The organism is Cupriavidus agavae, from assembly GCF_004217045.1.
GTDB lineage: Bacteria > Pseudomonadota > Gammaproteobacteria > Burkholderiales > Burkholderiaceae > Cupriavidus > Cupriavidus agavae.
Window position 1 is genome coordinate 1 of the sequence record NZ_SGXM01000006.1, and the last position, 21011, is coordinate 21011.

22 protein-coding genes are annotated in these 21011 nt (G+C 61.6%); 5 read left to right on the plus strand and 17 right to left on the minus strand.

Translation table 11 applies throughout. The annotated features are described in order from the left end of the window. Window positions 1-89: 89 nt before the first annotated feature. The 4 genes from ssb to EV147_RS18970 form a co-directional block, all read right to left on the minus strand. On the minus strand, window positions 90-617 hold the full coding sequence (gene ssb / locus EV147_RS18955; protein WP_130392796.1) for a single-stranded DNA-binding protein: 528 nt from the start codon (window positions 615-617) through the stop codon (window positions 90-92). An 11-nt stretch (window positions 618-628) separates the two neighbouring features. Further along, complete coding sequence (locus tag EV147_RS18960) at window positions 629-1399, minus strand: hypothetical protein (protein WP_198680294.1); 771 nt, start codon at window positions 1397-1399, stop codon at window positions 629-631. A gap of 6 nt (window positions 1400-1405) precedes the next feature. Further along, window positions 1406-1837: a hypothetical protein gene (locus EV147_RS18965; RefSeq protein WP_130392797.1), complete on the minus strand. Its 432-nt coding sequence runs from the start codon at window positions 1835-1837 to the stop codon at window positions 1406-1408. A 96-nt stretch (window positions 1838-1933) separates the two neighbouring features. After that, on the minus strand, window positions 1934-2239 hold the full coding sequence (locus tag EV147_RS18970; protein WP_130392798.1) for a hypothetical protein: 306 nt from the start codon (window positions 2237-2239) through the stop codon (window positions 1934-1936). Between the two features lie 734 nt (window positions 2240-2973). Between EV147_RS18970 and EV147_RS18975 the strand changes: the two genes are divergently transcribed. From EV147_RS18975 to EV147_RS18995, 5 genes are all read left to right on the plus strand, one after another. Beyond that, on the plus strand, window positions 2974-4143 hold the full coding sequence (locus EV147_RS18975; protein ID WP_130392799.1) for a hypothetical protein: 1170 nt from the start codon (window positions 2974-2976) through the stop codon (window positions 4141-4143). Window position 4144: 1 nt separating this feature from the next. After that, entirely contained in the window at window positions 4145-5320 is a 1176-nt protein-coding gene (locus EV147_RS18980; RefSeq protein ID WP_130392800.1) for a FlhC family transcriptional regulator, read from the plus strand. Window positions 5321-5351: 31 nt separating this feature from the next. Continuing rightward, on the plus strand, window positions 5352-5684 hold the full coding sequence (locus tag EV147_RS18985; RefSeq protein WP_130392801.1) for a hypothetical protein: 333 nt from the start codon (window positions 5352-5354) through the stop codon (window positions 5682-5684). A gap of 101 nt (window positions 5685-5785) precedes the next feature. Beyond that, window positions 5786-5983, plus strand: a complete 198-nt coding sequence (locus tag EV147_RS18990; protein ID WP_130392802.1) for a YqaE/Pmp3 family membrane protein — start codon at window positions 5786-5788, stop codon at window positions 5981-5983. Between the two features lie 97 nt (window positions 5984-6080). After that, window positions 6081-6914, plus strand: coding sequence for a hypothetical protein (locus EV147_RS18995; RefSeq protein ID WP_130392803.1), 834 nt, complete (start codon window positions 6081-6083; stop codon window positions 6912-6914). A 55-nt stretch (window positions 6915-6969) separates the two neighbouring features. Here EV147_RS18995 and EV147_RS19000 read toward each other — a convergent pair whose 3' ends face one another. From EV147_RS19000 to EV147_RS19060, 13 genes are all read right to left on the minus strand, one after another. Further along, entirely contained in the window at window positions 6970-8208 is a 1239-nt protein-coding gene (locus EV147_RS19000; protein ID WP_130392804.1) for an adhesin, read from the minus strand. 65 nt (window positions 8209-8273) lie between these two features. Further along, the gene (locus EV147_RS19005; RefSeq protein WP_130392805.1) at window positions 8274-8909 is read right to left on the minus strand and encodes a type 4 pilus major pilin; all 636 of its coding nucleotides are present in this window, start codon (window positions 8907-8909) and stop codon (window positions 8274-8276) included. Window positions 8910-8925: 16 nt separating this feature from the next. After that, the gene (locus EV147_RS19010) at window positions 8926-10155 is read right to left on the minus strand and encodes a type II secretion system F family protein (protein ID WP_130392806.1); all 1230 of its coding nucleotides are present in this window, start codon (window positions 10153-10155) and stop codon (window positions 8926-8928) included. After that, complete coding sequence (locus EV147_RS19015; protein ID WP_130392807.1) at window positions 10152-11957, minus strand: ATPase, T2SS/T4P/T4SS family; 1806 nt, start codon at window positions 11955-11957, stop codon at window positions 10152-10154. Before EV147_RS19015 ends, EV147_RS19010 begins: the two co-directional genes overlap by 4 nt. A gap of 8 nt (window positions 11958-11965) precedes the next feature. Further along, on the minus strand, window positions 11966-12592 hold the full coding sequence (locus EV147_RS19020) for a hypothetical protein (RefSeq protein WP_130392808.1): 627 nt from the start codon (window positions 12590-12592) through the stop codon (window positions 11966-11968). 11 nt (window positions 12593-12603) lie between these two features. After that, window positions 12604-13962: a type 4b pilus protein PilO2 gene (locus tag EV147_RS19025; RefSeq protein WP_130392809.1), complete on the minus strand. Its 1359-nt coding sequence runs from the start codon at window positions 13960-13962 to the stop codon at window positions 12604-12606. Window positions 13963-13968: 6 nt separating this feature from the next. Next, on the minus strand, window positions 13969-15762 hold the full coding sequence (locus tag EV147_RS19030; RefSeq protein WP_130392810.1) for a protein PilN: 1794 nt from the start codon (window positions 15760-15762) through the stop codon (window positions 13969-13971). A gap of 7 nt (window positions 15763-15769) precedes the next feature. Beyond that, entirely contained in the window at window positions 15770-16357 is a 588-nt protein-coding gene (locus tag EV147_RS19035; protein WP_130392811.1) for a toxin co-regulated pilus biosynthesis Q family protein, read from the minus strand. Between the two features lie 28 nt (window positions 16358-16385). Then, the gene (locus tag EV147_RS19040; RefSeq protein WP_130392812.1) at window positions 16386-16811 is read right to left on the minus strand and encodes a lytic transglycosylase domain-containing protein; all 426 of its coding nucleotides are present in this window, start codon (window positions 16809-16811) and stop codon (window positions 16386-16388) included. After that, complete coding sequence (locus EV147_RS19045) at window positions 16808-18055, minus strand: pilus assembly protein PilL (RefSeq protein ID WP_130392813.1); 1248 nt, start codon at window positions 18053-18055, stop codon at window positions 16808-16810. The genes EV147_RS19040 and EV147_RS19045 overlap by 4 nt, the downstream gene beginning before the upstream one ends. Next, on the minus strand, window positions 18052-18849 hold the full coding sequence (locus tag EV147_RS19050; protein ID WP_130392814.1) for a transglycosylase SLT domain-containing protein: 798 nt from the start codon (window positions 18847-18849) through the stop codon (window positions 18052-18054). Before EV147_RS19050 ends, EV147_RS19045 begins: the two co-directional genes overlap by 4 nt. After that, complete coding sequence (locus EV147_RS19055) at window positions 18842-20086, minus strand: TrbI/VirB10 family protein (RefSeq protein ID WP_130392815.1); 1245 nt, start codon at window positions 20084-20086, stop codon at window positions 18842-18844. The genes EV147_RS19050 and EV147_RS19055 overlap by 8 nt, the downstream gene beginning before the upstream one ends. Beyond that, complete coding sequence (locus EV147_RS19060; protein ID WP_130392816.1) at window positions 20086-21000, minus strand: TrbG/VirB9 family P-type conjugative transfer protein; 915 nt, start codon at window positions 20998-21000, stop codon at window positions 20086-20088. Before EV147_RS19060 ends, EV147_RS19055 begins: the two co-directional genes overlap by 1 nt. Between the last annotated feature and the right edge of the window lie 11 nt (window positions 21001-21011).

The window sequence follows — 21011 nt, forward strand, 5'->3', positions numbered from 1 at the left end:
AAAGCACCACCGCCGATAAGGTCCTGATTAAAAAGCAAAAACCCCGCACAAAGGCGGGGTTGATCTTGACACTTTTTACTTACGGACCATTAGAAGGGGATATCGTCGTCGAACCCGTCGAAACCATCACGCTGTGCACCGCCACCGCCGTAGCTGCCGGCTTGCTGTGCATGGCGGGTACTGGCGCCGCGCTCGGCCGATCGCTGATGGCGTGGGGACTGGTCTGGCCCCGCGCGACGGCTGTCGCCCTCGCCCGCATCGTCCTCAGCTGATTGACCGCCTTGGCGACCACCAAGCATCTGCATCTGATCGGCAACGATCTCAGTGCTGTACTTGTCCTGGCCCGACTGATCTTGCCACTTGCGCGTGCGGATACGGCCTTCGACATACACCGAAGATCCCTTCCGGAGGTACTGGCCAGCGATCTCGGCCAGCTTTCCGAAGAAGGCGATGCGATGCCACTCGGTCGTTTCCTTGAACTCGCCGGATTGCTTGTCCTTGTAACGGTCGGTAGTCGCGATGCGAATGTTCGTCACTGCGTCGCCACTTGGCAGATAGCGTGTCTCTGGGTCAGCGCCGAGGTTGCCGACGAGAATGACCTTGTTTACGGATGCCATAAAATCTCCTGTCAATGAATACGATTGATCGACCACACCCAACGATCCCAGAGCTTCTGCTCGCCCGTGGCTTTGTCCTTGATGGGGCGACCGCTCAGATGGTCGAATGCGGGAACCTTCTCTTTGTGCAAACGCTTAATGCCCACCCGTTCTCCGACTTTGCATCGGGCATCAGCCAGGACATCCTTCAAGCCCTCGCCCTGCAGGGTCTTGATTCCCGCGCCGGTATCCAGCTTCACCGCGAACGACTTGTAGGTCCGCTTGCCATCAGGTTTGCGATTCGGGAATTCCATTTCGCCCCATTCCACCAGCGTGCCGACGGTATAGGTCGACGACGAGGCTTGCGAGACCCCGCGCGGCTGGCGCGCATCGTCGGCCGTCACCTCTTCCACGAACTGGGTGTCGGCACGCGGCCGTTTGGCCTTCGCGTCATTCTGCGCCCGCGCATCTGCGTTGAGCCTGGCATCGCGAACGACCTTTTCGGCGACGGACTGGGGGGTGTCGTCAGGTGCATCATGCACGCCCACCTTGATCCAACGGGGAACGACCTCGGGCAGCACCTTGTCGCCAAAGGCGGTGTGGTGAATCAAACGTTGGAACTCCGCCCGGAAATGGACCACGCGGTCCCCTTCGTCTCGGAAGAGATGCGGAACGCCAGAGATGTGAATCTGAAACTCATTGTCTCCGCCCGTGCCTACGTGGACTTTCGCGGGCTGGGAGGGCGCAGCTTTGTGACCAAGCAATGCCGTGGCAGCTTGTCTGAGGATAATGAAAAGTGACATGGGGATTCAGAGAAGAGAGCCGCAGCACTGTCTGCGCACCTCATCGAGGTCGGCTTTCAGGCGGGCATTGTTCAGAATCACGTCCTGCAGCACCTCCGGACTGACGCCGCACACTGCACAGACGTAGGTATATGGCAATGCGCCGTCCCAGTAGCCGAAGATCCAGCCTAGGGTCATGGAGTAGTCCTCCAGGTCCAACGACGGCTTGCTGCGGATTCGATCGCGTAACAGGTCTGCGCAATCGATCAGAGATTCCGGCATGTTATCGCCGCGGCGACTGTCACAAGCCAGGCTGATGAGCGCATCGACCATCTGCTCCCGAACCGAGGCGCTCCATAGCGATGGGTCAGGCAGAGGATCAATCTTCGGTGGCGTCACGACGATGGCCGCCGCTTCGCCAAAGAAGTCCAACTGCCAACCTGCGGTTGTGGTTTCCATAAGGTCTCCGCACGGACATCCGGAGACCCACCTGCCGGCGGGTAACGGATACCCGGGACAGGTGGTGAGGGCCGCCCGCGAACGGGCGGCTAGGGACTAGGAACGGTTATCCGATCCGGTGCGACGAATGGGCGTGACAACAGCCGAACGCTCGTACTGCGTTTCAGGGGGCCGCGTCGGCTCCACGATCGAGGTCTTGCTCTCAGGCTTGTCCGACGTCGCGACCTTTGGTGCGGCGGGAACGACCTTGCTCCATTGAACGGCCTTTTCCTTCAGGTAGAAGAAAAGGACCGCCATTACGAACATGGCGACGATGATCGACTGCGATGCGACATACAGTGCCATCGCCCATGCGCAAAGCTTGAGCGGACGCTTGATCAGGTTATTGGCAAAGGATTCCATGGTTTCTCTCGAGAAACGTTTAAGGGGATTTCCTGGCGGATGCCAGGCGATTTATCGATGCTCGGATGAGCAAGGAATCCATGGAGGCGCGAAACACACTGACAACGCGCTTAAGACATGCAGAAGCTGTCTTAAAAGCGCTATCGGTGGACGGCAGAATGGAAATGTGCGGTACGCATAAGGGCGCGCTGCTGAGCGCCCGCGTCGAGCCGGATTGGCAACCGCGATATCGATGCGTCGTAGACGCAGAAGGTGTGCCGACTTTACACCCGAATGCGGAGCGTGACAAGACTTCCGCCGGCGCACCAAACCTGCGAATCAGACCCCTCCGGGCTGAGCTTTCGCGATTTTTGATGGGAACATGTTCCTCATGATGGCGCACGCGTTGGGAAACGGCGATTGGGTTCACGCTCAGGATTGACTATTTCTTAAGCAAATTTTGGGGGGGGGCATGCTGTATATACAGGAAAGCCTCGCTGAAGTGGCACATACCTTCAATTGCTTAAACCCGGGTCGTTAAAAGAGAGGGGGAAGCACCACTGATTCGGCATTGACTTTCGAAAGAGATATGCTTTTGCCTCTCTTTCGGCGCTCACTGGTACCCGACATCGTCATAAGCTTCCCGCGGTCGCCGCATCTGTTTTCGTCTCACTTGACTTTGATTATCGAGTGGTAGGTTGAAGGAGTGGCGGCACATGGGTCCGCATCTCTCTCCTACATGACGGGGCAACAGAATGACAAAAAAAGGAAACGAAGACGACAAGGCAAAGTTCGACCTTGTCCAACCCAGCGCCTCAGGCTCGCTGCGCGAGCTCGCGGTGCGCGAACTCGGTGAGTTCATTGACAGCGCCGCCATCGGCCGGATTGTCCAGGCGGCTCAGGAAATCGAGCTCTCTCGCCGACGGATACTCAGCGAACACACCGCTATCGGCTCGCGCATCTTCCAGATCTACCACACCATCCTCACGTGTTGCCAAAAGCGTTTCGGCGAAGAGCGCGCGCAGGGGGAGGCGGATCGTCTGCTCTACGCGTTCGCATCGAGGGTGCTGCACATCTCGCGGGGGTCCGCGGTCAAGTACCTTCAAGCCTTCCACCACTTCTCGGACAATGCAGATGCCATCACCTTCCTGAACCTCGGGGAACTCACCATCCTGAAGCGAGCGGATATTACGGAGGATGAGATTCACCGTTTCATCGAGGCGCGCAAAGCTGACGAAACCTACTCGCGCAAGGACATCCTTCCCTACATCGAATGGTCTCGCAAGACGCATCAGGAGTTGAACAGCGTCATGGCGACACTCCAGGCAGCGGAGGACCAGCTCAACGAGAGTCTTGAACGACAGCGTGACCTGGAAGCCCAGATGAAGGCCATGCGTGAGCAGGCAAACGCCTCGGACGCCCAGAAGATGGCTCAGAAAGAGCAACTGGATCGGTCCACTGCAGCCCTAAGCTCCCAGGCGAACACCGTTGAATCGCTGCAAGTCCTCGTGTCGCGGTTGACCGTCGAAAAAAATGCACTGCAGAAGTCGCTCGCCGAGTCGAAGATTCGTGAGGTAGTGCGGGAAGTCAAGGTGGATGTCATTCCGCCAGAGTACAAGAGCGTGGCCGACGCGGTCATCGACGCAAACAGGCAACTCGATGAAGCAAAGGCGCAGTTGAGGGAGGCCCAGCAGCAGCTTGGGGAGCTAAATGTTCAGATTCAAGGCCACGAGTCCAAGGCGGCCGATTCCCGTAGTACATCGCTTCGCATTGACGGCCTCTGCGCCGACCTTGACGACGCCCTGAACAAGCTTCGCGCAACGATCAAGTCCATCAAGAAGAAGGAACACGGGCCGGCACTGCTCTCCCTGCGCCGCACTGTTGAAACCTTCCACAACGAACTGATCGGTCTGACCGGAGCCTGACATGCAAAGCAACCCATCGCGCTCGATCTTTGAGCAATTCATCCTGCCAAGCTGGGTCCAAGATCGCGCCCTGTCGGCCAACCTCCGTATCAGCAACTATGTGGTGAACGCCGTAGCGGTACGTCCCGAGCTGGAGGGCGTGTTTCGCGTGACGCACGACAATCTGCTTGCCCTGCGAAGCGATCAGACGCAAGCCAACAAGGTCTTCTGCACACCATTCCTTGCGTTCGCGCCCACGCTCTCGTCCGTTGCAGACTGGCGATCGTTTATCGAAGGCAGCATGCCGACGATCACCATGGACCGGTTGCAAGCAGCGCTGCCGGACCTCTCCGTCGTTGAGCGCCTTGCACTTGAGCACACCAACCGATCGTACATCACCGCGCTCTACGACATGCTCAACATGTCGGTACTTGCTGCGCCGTTGATCGGAATCTCCAACGAGTTGGCAGCCTATCTACGGTCCGTCCCGCAACACGAGATGGACGTCGCGATCTCCGAACGCCTGGTGCCACTGTTCCAATGGCGATTCACCGACGAGCTATTTTGGCTGGAAACACTTGCCGGGCGCCTGACACGCGAACTCATCGCGCATTCGCTGATGGAAACGGCCCCCTTGCGGACCGATCGGCTTCCGCACTCTGAAGTCTGGGGCAAGTTTCGACTCGAGAATTTCGTGCGTGACGCCTTATTCGAGGCGTTCCTGAACTTCGGCTGTCGCGCGAAAAGCGTGTCCTCTCTCTTCAACACGAGCCTTGAGGCGGCAAGAGACGCCTATAAGCGCATTCACGGCAGGTCCTCCCCGTCCGGCCAGCCGCCCTCCTCCCTGACCTGGTTCATCGACAATGCGCAGCGCCGGGTGCAATCGACGTTCCAGATGTGGCTGTTCCGGGCCGCCGTGGCATGCGAGGTATCGACGCCGGAGAGCTTCGTCGCTGCAATGGATGTCAACAAGGCATTCTTCGCTGAGGATTGCAAGGTCCCGCCCGAGCGCTCCATGCACTTGGCGCGCTCGATGGCAATGAACGAGGAACTTGCGGTATGGCCTTGCCGAAAATGCGGCACTCCGTACCTTGCTTCGAACTCGTCGGAGAAAATCGAGCTGATGCATTCGTTCACCTGCCCTTGCTGCAATGGATCGTTGATGGCAACGCGAGGCGGTAACCGTCGTCGCAAGTAAGCCATCGTCACGTGCAATATAGGAGATTACCTTGTTCGACTTTTTCTTCTACCTCCTCGCCTACATCCTCCCTGCCTATCTGGGCTTCCGGCTATCCAAAGAGCAGGGCCGATCGATATGGGCTTGGACTATCGCCTGCACCGTCTTCTCGTGGTTCGGAGTCATCGCTTTGGTGCTAAGCCGGCCCGGCCCTCCCACTGCCCAGCAATACGCCAAGGCCAACCCCGGAAACGCTGCCGGTGGAATGTCCTGCAATCGGTGCGGGTCTCGAAGCATCCGGGTCTGGCGCGAGCAGGCTTTCATCAAGGTCCGGCAGTACCACATCTGCAATCACTGTGGTACGACGCTCTACCGCTCCATGTAACCCCCCACCTGGGGGGTTCAGAGCCGTCCCTGATCGACCGATACATCTACGGTCCGCAATCTTGTATCCTTGCGGGCTTGTCAATTTTGTTACTTGCAACGATGCGCCTGCTACTTGCCATTCTGCTGCCGTGGTTTCAATTCTTCACGATTGGCCGCCCGTTTGCCGGAGTTATCTGCTTGATCCTGCAGCTCACCGTCGTTGGTTGGATTCCGGCTGCGATCTGGTCGAGTTACGCGCTAAGCCAATACAAGACTGACAGGAAGATCCAGGCAGCATTGAATAATCGCGGTCGATGATTTTTCGCCGGCTTGACATGCGGATCAAGTCGGTAGGATGGAATCAAGCGTCTCGAATCGAAACGCGGTCCATTCTGAACAACAGAGGAAGAAAGAAATGCAAAAGACCAATATCGCTCTCTCCACTCTCTCGGCTGCTGCCGTGCTCGCCCTCGCCGCTTGCGGCGGTGGTGGCGGTGACGGCGGCGGCTCCACTCCGGCACAGCCGAGCAACCCGACGCCGCCGGCACCGGCAATCACGGTCCAGGGTGGCGCGACGGCAGTTGCAGGTGATCCGCTGGCGGTCGTGTTTGTGCCCCATACCGAGACGTCCACCCGTCCGGTCCTGCAGTCGATCTCTCATGCAGCATTCCCCGCCGCCTTGCAGAAAGCGACGGCTGAAGGTGCGTACACCCAGGTCGGCATCGATGCGAACAGCCTGATCACCCTGACGAACGGCCAAGTCGTCGACGTTAGCGGAAATGGGGACTTCGCTATTGGTCGCTGGACCGACGGTACATCTTCCATCGGCAATGTGAGCGTGAATCAAGGCGATCACTACGCAGTTGGAAAGCCCTTGAAGCTGATCCCGGACTTGTCCGTGGGAGCACCTGACGTTAAGGCAAGCTGCTCGGCAGTAGCTAGCACGCGGCCTACGGCGATTAGCGGAAATTTCGCGCCGGGCAAGCTGAACTCTGCCACAGCCGTCGTCGATCTCACTTACGCCACGTTGGATCGGTTCTCGCTCGATGTCTCGATCGGCTCGGATGCGAACGCCACAGCAACCGTCACGGGAACCATTCTCAATGGTCTGTTTAACTCGAATGGTGTACTTCACCACGTGCAGACCTTGGGTACGAATACCGCCTCGCCATATCTCGCAATTGGCTACGCCATGCCGACTCCGTCCAGCGGAGATGTGACAGGGATCGTGATTCTGAAGTGCCAATAACAAAGAAGCCGGCCCAGCCGGCTTCTTTGTTGGAACTGCGCTTTCTCTAACTGTTTTAGTTATTCAGTCTCTCACCGCCTAACCACGCGTAAGTGCCGGGATCGCACGGCCGACCATAGTTACCCAAGCCAGCTTCGTTTCCTTGGCCACCAGGCCAAAGGATGCAAAGCCCCCAGCCAATCCACTGGCTATTGATCGACGGGTTACTCCACATTGCGACAACGGAGCCCTGTGCCGATCCACTCGCTGCGCGCCAAAAGCCGTTCTGACACGAGAGAGTCTTCCCGTTTGGATCGCTGCGGATCGCTCCTTGGGGATCTGCACAGCTCCAACCCTCTTGCACCTGCTGACCACCCCCGGCCGACGGTACAAGTGCGCCACCGGCGTATAAGTATCCACTCGAGACCATGTTGCCGGATGCGGCGACATTCCCATATGACTGGATCCCATTCGCATTGACTTGTGCCGCCCCAAGTGTTCCTGCGATCGTTGCATTCCCATAGGATTGCACATTGTTACCAGCAACGACATTGCCGGTAACGCTGCCTGCGGCGCCTACGTTCCCCGCCGCCGACACTGAACCGTTCGACTGGAGGTTTCCGACGCGATTCATTGCCTGGTTGTTCGCGTCCATCGCGCCGGTCAAATTCAAGGAGCCATCGCGCTTGTAGAACTGGTTCATCGACTGCGCAAGCAGGGAGCTGGAACCGATTCGCATTGCCAAGACGCCGACAGGCTGCCCCGCCACGGGGTTGGGCGCTTGCCACGAAGCCGCCATACCGGTGATGGTCGCTGGCGTTTCGGCGAAGGTCACACCGGCATCCTGGCCAGCCTTCACGACAGCGGCTCCCATCAGGTCCGTACGAATACGCCCGAAAGCGTCGCGGTATCCCTCCGTCGAATAGACCAAGCCCGGAATCGAACATCCTGAAATGTCCCCCGCGCAGTTCGTCGGGGTAAGGGTGACTTTGAACGACAGCCCCAGCGGACTGATGTCCGAGTACCCAATCGGAAGCAAGCCGAAGTTGATGAAGTCCTGCACTGTCGGGTGCAGCGGATCAGCCACCCCGATGGTCTTGCCGCCCACGGTGAGATTGGTGGACCCAGCCGGGCTTTTCGCCAACGCCGTGAACGCTTCGAATGTATACGTGTTCGCCGCCTGCGCAATGTTCGACATGTAGTTGCCTGTCGCCATCGCGAGGTTTTCCTCCTGATCGGCGTAGGCCCAGGCCACCGAACCCACCAAGGCGATGCTGCCGACCAGCAGGCCCATCGAGTAATTACTCAACAACATCTTCCGCTCTCCTATGCCAAAGCCCGGCCGCTCGGCCGGGCATGTCTATACGACTCGCGTCCGCGTCAGGACATGAACAGGTTGAGGGTGTTGCTGTCGCCGGAACACTTCACCTTGCTGGGGTCCACCGAACCTCCCACGTCCTTGATCGTCGTGCCATTCACCACAATCCGTCCGGCGCTGCTCTGGAAGGCCGCCACAATCGCAGGGCACGCGGCGTCGGGCTGATTCGGAACGGTGTACTGCACGCTATCGTTGTTGCTCAACAGGCGCGCCGGCGCCACGGTCAGCGTGCCGCCGCCCGGCTGCACGGAAATCGTGCCGCCCGTATCGGTCATCGTGGTCAGGTCTCGGAAGACGCCGTTGTCGATCAGCGACGTTACGGACACCTTGCTGTATTGGCCGCGGTAGTTCGTTTTGACCTTGCCCATGACGTTGTTCAGCTCGGTGGTCAGCTGCTGCACTTGCGTATCCACCGAGTTGTGCGAGAACAGCACCAGGATGGCAACGAGGGTCAGCGCCGCCAGCAACAGGTAGAAGCCGTATTCGTCGAGGATGCCGCCGTGTTGGCCGCGCAGACGCGGGTTGCTGCGAATGCGCTTCCATTGCTCGGCCCGGCTCAGTTGGTTGAGCGGCACGTTGGAATCGAGGGCGACCGTTTCGGGCTCTGCGGCGTTGATTTGCAGGTTGCGAGTGTCCATGTTTCGTTGTTCCTTGTCAGTTGGATGGGAGGGCGGACGAGTTGATGCTTTTCTGATGCGTGCGGATGCTGTTGGTCTGCATGCTGGACTTCAGCTCCCGCGCCATGAAGGCGGGCATGAAGGCCAGGCTGGTAATGAGGATGATCAGCAGGATCGATGCCTTGAGATTGAACGACGACGCGCGCTGCTCAAGCTCGCGGGGTGCGGTCTGCAGCAGCGTGTTGGAGACCGTACCCAGCATCTTCGAGAGGTCGTCCTCATACTCGGCAATGTCCTGGATGCGGAATGAGGTGTCCCGATCGAAGAGTCCCGTATCAAATATCTTGCCGCCGGCGTTGGGACTTTCCTCGAGCGCAACCTGGATGCGCTCGATGTGTTGGGCGAGATACGGATAGGCGTGCTCGCGCATCAAATCCAACGCTGGCGACAGATTCTTCGAATCGCCACCAAAACGCTGCGTGACGGCCGACATGGCGGACAAGAACTGGGCGCCCTGAAAGCGGCGGAAGAAGTCGAACAGAATGACCTTGTTGTCGAGCCACTGGCGATACTGACCCGTGTAGTTCTTCAGCGCCTTGACTACCCAGTATCCCAGTGCGAGTTCGCCGGCCAGCACCAACCAGCCCCAGTTACGGAGAAACTGCGCCGAGTAATGGAACGTCTTCGCGATCGGCCCATAGGCGTCGACCGGCAGCAGGCTGGCGAAACTGTTGTCAAGCATCGGCGCGACGAGGAACGCCATGGCGCCCAGGTACACGTGCAGGATGATGAGCGTCAGGCCGACGCTCGCCAGCATGATCACGATATTGGCCTTGGCATCGTGCATCGCGCGCAAGTTCTCGGCCAGCTTGAAAAGTCCCTGCTTCAGGTCGCCGCCCTGTTCCGCCACAGCGAGAATTGCGAGGTCTTCATCCGGCACGGTGCCGCGCAGGATTTCCGCCAACCGCGATTCCTGCGTTTCACCGTCCAGGCCTTCACTGCGTGCGAGCCACAGCGATGCAAGCATGCCAAGTGGCTCACCAGCACGGCGCGCTGCGTCTTTGGCAAAGTGGTTCGAGATGGGCTCGCCTGGCATCTTCTCGATGCGCATGGCCAGGTCATAGTAATAGTCGGCCCGCTTTGCCCCGAACTCGAAGCGCGCGCGCCAGAGCTTGTCCGGGAAGCGACCCACAGAGGCAGTGGTTCGCACGGTCGTGTGGCTGTGCGACTTACGGCCGCTTATCAGCGCTTTGATACGGGACATCATGCAACACCTCCCTGCACGCGATTCAACATGCGCTTGAGGCGTTGCTCATAGCCATCCAGCGACAGAATGCGCTCGGCTTCGCGCGGGTCAACCGTGCCGGCGTAGACGTGATACATGGCGACTTCAAAGACTGACTTGCCCGTGCAGTCAGGCACATCGAAGCCGGTCTCGCGCTTCTCGCGCTGATGGGCCTGCAGCTCAATGGCCCGAGCATCGCGGATGAACATCAGGTCGAGCTCGTCGGGCTCGAACATCTCCGCAGCCATGACCCGGCCGCGGATGCCGTTCAGATCCGGCAGGTTAGCGCGCCGGCACTTGTCACACCCCTCGAGGCGGCGCAGGCGGATACCGTCCACATCGAATCGAAAGAGCTTCTCGATCTGGTGCAGCTTCGCCGCACCCAGGATATGCTTTGCCTCGTCCCCGTGGTGGCCGCAGTCGCACGTTTTCGGCAACAGCGCCTGATACACGTAGAGATTCACGAACCCGGGCGTAGCCAGCACGCTGCGCGGAATGCGCAATTCGCTATCAGCCAGCCGGTCCGTCGCCGCAACGGCGGAGGGAGCGTGGACTGTCGTGAGGGCACGCAATCCGGCACCCGCCACGTCGCGGAAGAGCCCGGCCGACTCGAAGTCTCTGACTTCGCCGATCATGACGAAGTGGGGATTCATCCGCTTGAGCTGACGCTTGGCCACGATGAACGGGTCGTCTTCCCGGTTCGCGCCGTCCAATTGCCGAGACACCGAGAAATGGTGCGTGCCGCGTGCCATCAGTTCGACCGGGTCTTCGATGGACATCTTGTTCATCCAAGCGGGCAGGCGCTGCATGACGGCGTGCGCCGTGGTCGTCTTGCCGGAGCCGACCGTGCCGACCAGAACCACGCCACCGCCCATCTGCATGGTGCAGCGGTCGATGACGTCGGCCTGTTGCTGGAAGAAGCCCAGGTCCTTGACGAAGTCGACCTCGTTCGTCGTGGCCTTCTCGCGGTTGACCCGCATGACCGTGACGTGGCCGTCCGCGCTTTGCATTGACGCCCAGCGGAAGACCAGCGGCACGCTATCGACCTCCGCGCGCACGCTCGTCTGTTGGGGCAGGATGCGACTGAACATGCCTTGTGAGCCGCCCTTGCCCTTTTGCCAGACATGGCCCAGCATATCCAAGAGGTCGCCGGTGCGGATCTGGAACTCGGGCGGCGAAACGAGATGGCCATCGATGGCGAAGCGGATCTGCGAGAGATCGCTGTTGTCCTTGGCCTCGAAGTGAATATCCGACGCTTGCTCGCGCAAGGCAAACTGCGCGGCCGCGAGGAAGGTCTGCCAGAGCGCATTCGCATTGCGGGCGCCGGGAACGGCCGTGGCAGCCCGGCGCGCCCTGCCCTCGACGCCGCGCGACAGCGCCGTCATGACCTGCGGTGCAGCCGTATAGACAAAGGGCGTGGCGGGCTCGTAGTGCAGCCGCGACTGCCGGAGGATTTCCTCGGTCACGTCGGAATGCTGCATTTCCGCGAGCAGGATCAGCGCAAACTTCCCGCGCGCACCGCCTACGCCCTCCTCGACCAGCACCGGGCAAAGCTGGTGGCGCAACGACTGCGCCATACCCAGCTCGTCATAGATGACCCGCACGAACGACGGCAGATCGTCGGTCGTGCGGATCTCGGCAGTTGGGATGGCCTGCGGCTCTGCGGCGCCAAGCACCGGTTCGACTGCCACCGACGGCTGCACGACCGAACCTGTACCCGAGAGCACGGTGATCCCGCCGCCAGAGACCGGCATCAGAGACTTGGATTTGTTAAAGAATCGCATGACGGGCATTAACCTTTGGCCGTGCTTACGGCGGCCGGCAGAGCACCAACCTGCGCCGGCTGGGCGGGCGCAGCCGGGGCAACCGGGAGCGGCAACGGCAGCGGCATCGCGGGCGGAAACGGGCTCACGCCGGTGGTGGCGCCGGGCACTGGCAGCGGGCCGGCTGGCTTCGAGGACGAGCGCATCTCGCTACCAGCTTGTTCACCGGCAAGGATGACCGCGTCTTCGTCCACCTTGGCGGCGTTGATCGTCTGCTTGCCCCGGACCAACTTGGTCCCCGACTCTGAGATGGAGACGACCTTGTATCCGCGCACCGAGCCTCCGACCTTTGCCGCATAGACCTGATCGCCCCACTTCACGTAGCTGCGCAAAGCCATCGGCAGCCCGGCTGCTCGCCCGTCCACGCCATAGAGCGCGATAGTCTTGGGCGCCTCATGTGCACGTTGCTCGGCAGATGCCAGGGCCGCCGCAACCGAGGTCGGTGCCGGATTACCTTTCGCGAGGTCCTGATCCAGCTTCTGCAGGGCCAACTGGGCGTCCTTTTCCAGCAGCTGTTGGGTGACGGTCTTGACCCCATCCGCGTGCGCGGCGCTCGCGGCCAGACAGGTGAGGAGGATGGTCGTGAATCGTTTCATTGGTGCTTCTCCTAGTCCCGCGCGTACGCGTCGCCCTTGGCTTCGATCATGAATTTGGAGTCATTGATGGACGGATCGGCGTCCAGCTTGACCGTGAGGGTCAGTTCACTCACCGACACGTTCGAGGGAAGGGCGGCGAGCATTCCGGCATTGCGCAGCGGACCATCGATCTCCCAAGATGCGATCCGGTAGACCGCCGGCACCGAGTTGAACCCTTCCGGCGGGATCGCACCAAACGGCACCAATTCGTTGAAAACGGCCTTGGTCGTGGCCGGGCGCATCAGTTGCAGCGTCGATCCGAGGTCAGTGCGCAATGCCATGCTCTTCGGGAGCGACTCGAGCAGCTTGCCCAACGATGTCGGCGGTCCAAACGGCACCGTGGCAGTCACCGTCACATCGTTGTCGTCCTTGCCAAAGCGCGGATTCGAAAAGACGTCCGGCATATCGGCCACGAAGGTGGTGTTGGTTGCGCCACGCGTGCCACCGCCACTCTTGCTCGCGTCCAGGCTGTAGACGGCCTCGCATTCGCCCGTGGGCGTTACGACCGCCTTGCAGGTCAGCGTCGCAAGCTTCCAGCCACCGACGACGACCGGGACGGATTCGGCGAACCAGCGGGCAAAGGCCGGGATGGCCACAGCCGCCCTGGCTGACGGGACTGCCGAGCGTGCCAGGATGTCTTCCGCATAGCGCTCTGCCGGGCTTTTCTGTGGCGGCGGCGGGTTCTTGCGAATCTGGTACGCCTGGTACTCGGCCATGCCGTACTTCCCGCCCAAAGCGGCCAGTACACCGATGATGGCGAGCGTCGCCAGCCGCTTCTTCGTGGCGGCCGCGCTCGGCTTGCGCAGTGCCGCATGGGAATCGGCAGCTGCCGCGATGGCATCGAGGTGCAGTTCGACGAAACTCAGAGCCGCCGTGCCGCTGACAAGCTGCGCCAGCTCCGGCAGATTGCCGGCCAAGCGGAACGGCCCGCCTGCCTTCTGTGCGAAGTCCTTGACCACGTCAGAAAGCGTGGCTTCGTCAGCAATGACCCGATCAAAGCCCACGCGCGGGCGCCCCTTGAGAATGCCGCACACGAAGTACCCGACGTGGGCGCCGGCGTTCTCGAGTCGATAGGCGAACAGCACGTTCGGCAACAGATCGGGGATGCGTGCGATGGCGACGGCTGCGGAGTAAATCTTGTCCTTGATCTTGGTCTGCGCATCCTCCGGTGCGAGGTAGCCCATGTGCAAAGCCGCACCGTCGTGCCAAATGCGGGCGGCTTTCACTTCTTTTGCCACCTTCGCCGCGAGGTCCGGCGCCGGCGCGTTGCCCGTGAGGGTGCGCCAGTTCATGCCAAAGGCAAGCGTCTTGCCATGGATGTTGACGATCATCGTGGCCTACCTCGCCTCGCCCTGGTCCTGCACCATCACCGTGGCGAGCAGCAGCGTGAACGTGCGGGTCTTCGACACCGTCTGCGATCCGCCCAGGATCATCGGGAGCGATTCGCCAAGTGTGCGGCGCGTGTTCTGCGTGTCGTCCTGGTCAAGCGCCGTCATGAGCACCGTCTGGCCGTTACGCACGATCAGGTCTTGCTTGGGAATGCCCTTACCGACGAGGTTGATGGTCTGCACCGACTGCTGATTGTCTCCCGTGCCGGACGTGAACTTCTCAAGCGGCCCGTCCTGCTTGGACTGGTCCAGCGCGATGGTGAGGTTCACGTCATCACGCGAGGTCGCATCGGCATAGACCGCCAGCTTGAAGCCGACGGTGGCCGTCGACGTGGTGATGCCCGGCACGCCGCCCGTGCCGCCCACGCTCGATGCCGCCGGCGTGGTACCGGATACATACGAGAAGGTGCGTCGGTTGTTGTACTGGAACCCGTGGCGGTTACGCATCGACACCGGGATCGTCAGGTTCGACGTCACCGTGCCGTACTGCTTGAGCGCGTTGACGATCGCCTGCGTGCCGCTGAAGCCACCCGAAGTCAGGTTCAGTCCAAGGCTGCCGGCAGACGACGAGACCAGCGTAGCGGGCGAGAGCGCAGTCGCCGTGAACCCGGGCAGATTGTTCAATGCCTTGGTTAGCACGACATTCCAGTCCACGCCCGCCTCGCCGTTATCCGACACGGTTAGGTCGATCATCTGGAACTTGAGGGTCACCATGCGCGAGTAGATTGCGACTTGGCGGCGCACGATTTCGTCCGCCGCATCGACCGCTTCCTTGGTGTCTCGCAGGGTCAAGAGACCCGTGGCCGGATTCAGCTCGGCATTGCCTACCAGCGTCATCGCGGGCTCGATGCTCTTCTTCACGCCGGCCAGATCGTCCTGATCCTTGATCTCGGACTTGGCTACCGCGTCCACCTGGTTGTTCTGCCCACCGCTCGTGCTGCCCGAGCTCGATCCTTGTGCGGATTGCTTGAACTCGGTGGTGAAGGAATTGGTGCCGGCCTGCATCGGCAACTGCCAGGTCTTCGTCACCAGCCGGTAGAACCGAATGACACCCTTCTCGCTGTTGAACTCCCAATTGATCCCGAGGCGGGTGGCCACCGTGTCAAGCATAGTTGCCAGCGGCATCTTCTCGCTGTTCTTGAACTCGACATTCAGGGCGTTATCGAGAAGTGGCGTTGCTTGCGACGCGGCTGACATGCCACCAGCAGCGGTCAGCGCCCCAGGCAGCGGGCCATTCAGGGTGGGCGCCGGGCCGAGGCCCTGCGCGAGGGGGTTCACCGCGCCCTGCCCCGTCGGCGACCGCAGCTGCTGCGCCGCCTGCTGATCCAGACTGCGTGGCAACAGGAGGCTCGGCGGCAGGTAGACATCCGATTCGATCTTGACCGGGATGTTGGTCGCCATCTGGATGCGCTGACCAACCACTGCAAGCGACATCGAGCGCTCCGGGAACATGACGAGGGTGTCCACGTTGGCCCGTAGCGCGACAGGTAGCGTCACGTTGCGCGCCACAGGCACACGTTTGCCGGCAAGGTACGGCCGAGCCACATCCTGCTCGGCTTCGACTGCGGCCCGGTCGCGGCGGATGCGCGCGTACAAATCTTCGGTCGTCTGCACCGACTGCGCGGTTGTCGCGTCGGTCGCCTGCTGAACGTCCTTAAGCAACGAGGGCGACACGCACCCAGCGAGGGTGGAGCAAACGAGCGCAGCGCCGGTTGCGGGGCGGATGATTCGGGTCAGCTTCATGCTTGTCTCACTTGGACGGGTCGCACTTCGTGGTCAGCTTCACCACGCGCACGTAGTTGTTGGAGTAGAAGCAGGGCTTCAGGCTGTAGTCGGTCATCTCGGTGGCGGACAGCACGCGACGGACGGCCGTCTTGAAGTCCCCCGAGAACGCGTCCGATGCCTCGATCGGCACGTCCTGGTCAACTTCCCACTGGGCCGCGGTCCATCCGGCTTCGCGCGCCCACTTCTCGATCAGCACACGGTAATTCGCGTCCGCGGGCGAGACCGTCCAGCTGCGCTCCGTCGGCACCGGTGAGGCTGGCAAAACCACCGTGGGAATCACGGTTGCAGTTGCCGCTTGCGGCACGGTCACCACAGCTGCCTGAGAGACCGTGGTGGCGGGAATGTTTGCCGCGACGGTGGTCCCCTTCGCGCGCTCGCCTGCCAGCACCTGCCACCCGCCGCCCGTCAAGGGCTTCGACGGCTCGAAGTTGCCAAACGGCTCCGCGCCGAAAGGGCCGGACGCCGGGACGGCCGCATGCGCACAGAGCGCGAGCGAAGCCGAGCCGGACAAGAGGAACCGGCAGAACCGGGCGAGCATTCGAGACTGGTGCATGGCTGATTTCCGTTGGAATTCGAATAAGTTACTTGCTGGTGGATCGCAGCTTCTGATAGACGCGGTTGGCGTAGCGCAGCCGCTTGTCGGGCGAGCCGGCGTTGTAGCAGCCCACGGCCGTCCAGGTCTCACCGTAGCGGCTCAGGCAGTCCGCGAGGATCCACGTGCCGACATAGGCGTTGGTGCAGGGATCGAACAGGCTCTGCCGCGTGATACCGAACTTGGCCAGGCGCGGCAGATGCACCGAGTTGATTTGCATGAGCCCAATGTCTTCGCTGCCGTTCGTATTGGTGTTGGTGACCCACGAACGCATGCCGGACTCGACCTGCGCGATGCCGCGCACCAGCGTTGGGCTGACACGGTGGAACGCCGCCGCCTGATCCAGACAGTCCGCACGCACGATGCTGCAAAGCGCAGTGCCGGCAATGAGGAGACCGAGACGAAGCGAGATCATTGGGCTGCTCGCTCGTAGAAGCGAACTTCGGGCAGCCGGTCAACACGTAGGATGTTGCCGTCCGCGATCACGGTCAGGTGGTCCGCGACACCGTTGAACTTGTAGAAGCGATCCTTCTGCTCACCACTGCCCTGGTGGTTATCGCCGAAGACCGAGATGCTAGCCATCGATTTAGCGAAGCTCAGGTAGGTGGCACCATCCTTCTCGAAGACGCGCTCGAGACCAGCGCTGTTCTCGCGCGGGAACAGGAAGTTGATGCCCGGCACGCGCGCGACTTCGACACGCTTGCCGCCACTGCTCGCAGTGAATCTGTCGACTGTCGGGAAAGACAGCACCTTTTCGGTCTCGTCCCATCGCGTACCGAGCTTGTCGCCCGCGCCATCACGCACTTCAATCTCTCTTGGCTCGGCCTCAAAGCGGACTTCAATGCGACCGTTCTTGGCGTCCCGGATAGCCAGGGCGTTGAATGCCGAGGCCAGCGTCGGACCCTCAGGAAGTGGCGTTCCGACCGCTGGAGCACGCGTGGCGGGGACCGGCGTCGCAACTGCTGGTGTGGTTCCAGACGTGGACGACGCGCGAAGCATTCCGCCCGTCGCCGTCTCCACGGCGAACGCCTTTGGTGGTGTGGCACGCAGTGCAACGTTCCGACGGCCGAAATCCACTTCTGCGTACAGGTTGCGCTGCTCAAGCACCTGCGCGAGCGCCTGCAGCCAGTTCTCCCCGGCCCGGACATTCAGTGAGACATCGTCCGTCAGCGGAATGTCTTTCTGCGCCGTGCCACTCCAGCCATTTGGCGCAATGGACTTGATCATCTGCGCCAGCGGCAGTGAGGACCGGCCGGTACGCACGAGCGCGATATCCGAGTAGCTGCCAATCAGGGCCAGGCGGCCCGAGATCGCGGCGAGGCTTGACGGCATGTCGCCACCGGGGTTCGCTGGCTCGGACGTGAAGCCATTTGCGCGCTTCCAACGTGCGACAACAGGCTGGCCGTTAACCGAATAGCGGACCATGTCTGGGACGCCTTCGATCACCCAGTACGGACCGTTCTGGACGGCGCCATCGGCCTGCACCACTTGGCCGAAACGCGGCTGGATATAGGTCGACAGGCCATCGTTGAATACCATGGCGGGTCGATCTGCGGCGCGCGCCACCACCTGATAGTCGAAATCCAGCGGATCGGTGTCTGCGGCGACCGCGTGCGTCGCGACCAGCGCAAGCGCAGAGAGAATGAGCGGCCTGATCATTGGAATTGGGCGACGTGTTTCATGAATCGGGAGAAGTACGGACCACCGCGCTCAGGATTCGCACTGTGGTACCAGGCCACGGCTTTCATGGCCGAGCCGCTACGCTGGAGGTTCTCAGCGAGAATGTCCTCGGCCACACGGATGTTGGTGGCCGGCCCAAGCGCCTCCCAGGGCGAAGCAAAGCGCTTGCCGTGGTAGCACCAGTTGACCTGCATGAGACCCACATCGAAGTCGCAGCGCTCGTTCGCGAGCAGTCGATTGATCGCTGCATAGGCTTCCTCGCGCGTGGCGAAGAACATGCCGCGTCCGGCCACGTTGAGCGTCCAGGGCCAAGGGCGGCCGCGGTACGACGACTCGTTCATCGCAATGCCAGCCGTGATCTTGGGATCGACGCGACTGCCCATCTGGGCGAACGGTTCAGTTTTCGGCGCGCAGGCCCACCCGCCCCTGCGCTCGGCAAGCGCTTCCTGTGCCGCATCGTTCAGGACCGCGGGACGCAGCCAGCCTTCCCGCGCGAAGAGGCGCGCGATCGGCTGCGTCTTGCCGGCGAGCGTCACGACCGGACCATCATCGGCGCCCGGTTCGATCTGCGCGCCAAGCAATCTCGCCGACCAGCCAAGGAATGCGTCCAGCCCGCAGTACAGGACAGGCTCGCCGTCCAGCGTGTGTACGCGGGCCTGCCCCTCCGCTTTGACCACAATCGCGTTCGGGCTGATGACAGCCTCGATCGTGGCTGCCTGCGCGGTCATCGTTAACGCGGATAGCGTCAGTAGCGCCGTGAGCCGTTTAGTCACGATACGGCTCCAGGACGATGTCGTGCTTGACCTGAACCATCATCTTCCGGCCAGGCTCGGTCGTAATTGTCGGGCGGATGTTCTGGTTCCGGTTCAGGATGGTCTGCGCGGTCTGCGTCGCCACCTGCCCGGCCGCGTTGCCGTAGGCCACCAGGCCGGACGGCCCGACCGTCGTCGTTGTCGGGTTGTCGTTGAATCGCAGCGACAGCGCGCCGATCACCAGTGCGCCGCCGAATATCTTGAGGAAGTGGTTGTTGACGTCGCCCGTGTTGCCGGCCGTCCCATCCGGGTCCGCGCCCTGCATGCCCATGAGCGGTACGGTCTTGCCGTTGGGCAGCTGCATGCGCACGAAGGCCGTCAGAATACGCTCTTGGCCCACCGCGATGTCCGCGCTATACATCCCCACGAGCGTCGTGCCCGCGGGAATGATCTTGCAGGTACCCTTGACCGTGTCATAAACGTCCTGCGAGACGGTTGCGCGGAACTCCCCTGGCTTGTCCGAATTGAGGCCGCCTGCGAAGTTCGCCGGAATGATGAAGCCACGACTCAGCGTGCAACGGGGCAGCTTGCCGTCGAAGCCCGTGCGAAGCGTGCTCATACTGCCGGCGTCACGCAGGAACTGCCTGTCCGCAGAAGCCGCTTGAGGCGCGCCTTCCGGATTCGCCGCCGCAGCGTTCGCTGCCGCAGCCTTCGCGGCAACCGCCTGCTGAATCGCGCGCATCTGGGCGGGGTCTGTCACGTCAGCAAGGGCGGCAGGCTGCTTCGTCTGGTTGACCTGCGATTTGCGCGTCCCGCTCTTGAAGACAGATGCAGTAAAGAGATCATCCTCAGCATTCTTCTTGCCGTCCGGGGCGGCGGCGGACGTACCCCTCGCCGGGCTTGAAAGATCGCCGGCAGTCATGACAGGAGCCTTCGTGTCGGTGGGCACGGCTTGCTTGCGCTGCTTCTCCGCTTCCTCGCGTGCCTTGTCCGCTTGCGCACGAATGGCAGCCTCGAGGCTCTGTCCGTTGTCCGCGTTGGTCGCACGCTGATTGATCTGATCGGCGCGCGCCTGCTCGGCCTTTGCATCGAACTGCTCGTCCGAGACCGTCTGGAAGTAGTAGCCCAGCGCGCCCACCATCAACGCCGCCACACCGCCCAACGCCAGTACGACGTTGCGCGGTAGCTTGCCCTTGACGGTGCGCTCCTGCGCCTCGGTCACGTCGGTGACGTTATCGGTCTTGTTCTTGCTGCGCATCAGAAGAGCCCCAGGATGCGGCGGCGGCCACGTTCAATCTTCACTTCGTCGTCGCCCGATCGCAGCAACACCGTATCGGCCAGACGTTGCACCACCAGGTACCCGCCGCGACGAATGGTGTTCACGACCACGTAATCGCTGCCGTCCTTGATGAGCGCTACCGGCCAGTTCTGCAACGCGGCGTTGGGCAGGCGCAGCCAGAGCGCCTTGCCATCATCGAAGGCCGTATCCGGCTTGAAGCTTGCGCCGCCGGAGATCGCATAGTCGAAGTTGAGCCGTTCGGGCGAGACGCCTACCGCATTCGCATTGGGCTGCCCATCCGGATCGACCGCCTTCGCCTCGTCGGTTGTTGCATCCGCGCGGGCGTCGTTGCGCGCCTTGACCTTCGCGGAGATCGAGGTTGGGATCTTGAAGCGCACCTTCTGGTAGAAGATGCCGCCGAGCGGCGAAGACACCAGCGTGAACTCGTAGCTGCGCTTGTTGGTGTTGACCGACAGCGTGTTGACCAGTCCCGCCGCCTGCGGCTTCACGTAGAGGTGGTTGGCGCCATCGGTGTCGTAGTCCCAACGGACGTTCTCACCCCAAGCTGGGTCGCCCACGATCTGCTCGTCATCCGGAAACTCGATCGTCGTGATCTTCAAAGGGGCGCTCAGCACCCGGAAGATCTGGTCGCGGTTGTAGGTGAAGACCACCAGCCGAGAGTCTCCAGGCAGCGCAACAGGATCGACGCCGCCGTTGAACGGGTTGGCGGGATTCATCGCATCGCTGATGTCGCCGATGCCGAGGCCCGCCATACCTGCGCCAGTACGCCGCGCGTTCTTGTCGGCGGCATGACCTTTCGGCGCCGAGAGCAGCAGCGCGACACACAAGGCGACGGCCAAGGGGATGAAGCGGGAGGAGGAACGAGCTTCCATGGGCGTATGCG